Source organism: Campylobacter sp. IFREMER_LSEM_CL2101, assembly GCF_025771825.1.
In the GTDB taxonomy this organism is placed as follows: domain Bacteria; phylum Campylobacterota; class Campylobacteria; order Campylobacterales; family Campylobacteraceae; genus Campylobacter_D; species Campylobacter_D lari_C.
This window is the reverse complement of record NZ_JAKMQZ010000024.1, coordinates 1-1,121: the sequence shown is the minus strand read 5'-3', so window position 1 is coordinate 1,121 and position 1,121 is coordinate 1. Positions and strand designations below refer to the sequence as shown.

Here is a 1,121-nt window from a genome sequence, read left to right as displayed (position 1 = left end):
TTGAAAGCAATCTTGAGAATTTAACAAGAAAACCTACTAATTAAAAAGAAAAATAAAATTATAGAAAGGAGATAGAGTTTAGTTAAAAGTTTGTTTGGTAAAGCCAAAGGGATTATCCTAAACCCTGCAAAAGCAGGGGATACTCAATAAGCCTTGACATAGCAAAGTGTTAAGAGTATAATTATAAGGATAATTTTTGTTAGCATTATGCTCACCTCCCTTCTGGGCGGTAAATTAACGCTAAAGGGTTGCGCCCCTTTGGCGTTGCACCCTTAATATAATTATATCAAACAAACTCTTTAACTTCTTTAATACAATTGATGAAAAGATTTTACATTTTATTCCTTAGTGCTTTAATTTTTGCACCTTCTTTATTATTTGGTGCTACAAATATAGATGATAATCATATTATCTTTACTTGGGGCTATGGTGAAGTAGCAAATGATATTTTACAAGTTGTAAAAGATGTTATATCTTTGCTTCAATTAACTAATAAAAGTAAAGAATCTTTTCATATCAATATCTTAATCAATAGTGATACACTTTATAAAAATCCTTTATTGCAATATAATATAAATAGAAAAATTTCTAAAGATGATAATATCATTTATGCTTTAAAAAATACTTCTAGTATAAATCAAGCTTTTAAAAACTTAAAACAATTACAAGAAGTATTATTAAAAGAAAATATATTTTTAAATTTTATAGACTTAAATAGCAAAGAAAGCCTTTTAAGTTTTTACAATCAAATATTAAGTAATCATCATCTTAAAGATTATTTTTATACAAAAAATAATAAATTTTTTATTAAAGAAGATATAAAAAATAAAATTATATTTCATAATATCAATTCTTCTTCTATTATAAGTAATTATCTTAGCTTGTTAAATGATTTTAATACTTTAAGCAAGATAGAACTTATAAATATATTAGAAAGTTTAAGTTTATACAATCTTTCAACTTTAATGCAAGATATACAAAAAAGAAACTTAAAACTAGAATATAACTTAAAAAGCTTTGATAAAGATAATATCTTTTTATCTAATATGATTATGAATGTGAGGTTGAAGTAAGTAAATGGTAGATTTAGCAGGTGTGGTTTGTTAATTAAAATAAAAACT

1 protein-coding gene is annotated in these 1,121 nt (G+C 23.5%); it reads left to right on the top strand.

Annotated elements, in window-relative coordinates; all coding sequences use genetic code 11:
- Positions 1-320 precede the first annotated feature (320 nt).
- On the top strand, positions 321-1,073 hold the full coding sequence (locus L8V88_RS07915; RefSeq protein WP_263727460.1) for a hypothetical protein: 753 nt from the start codon (positions 321-323) through the stop codon (positions 1,071-1,073).
- Positions 1,074-1,121 lie beyond the last annotated feature (48 nt).

Bases quoted from the DNA above. Each gene is read 5' to 3' on its own strand.
- L8V88_RS07915 (WP_263727460.1), top strand. From the start codon at position 321: ATGAAAAGATTTTACATTTTATTCCTTAGTGCTTTAATTTTTGCACCT.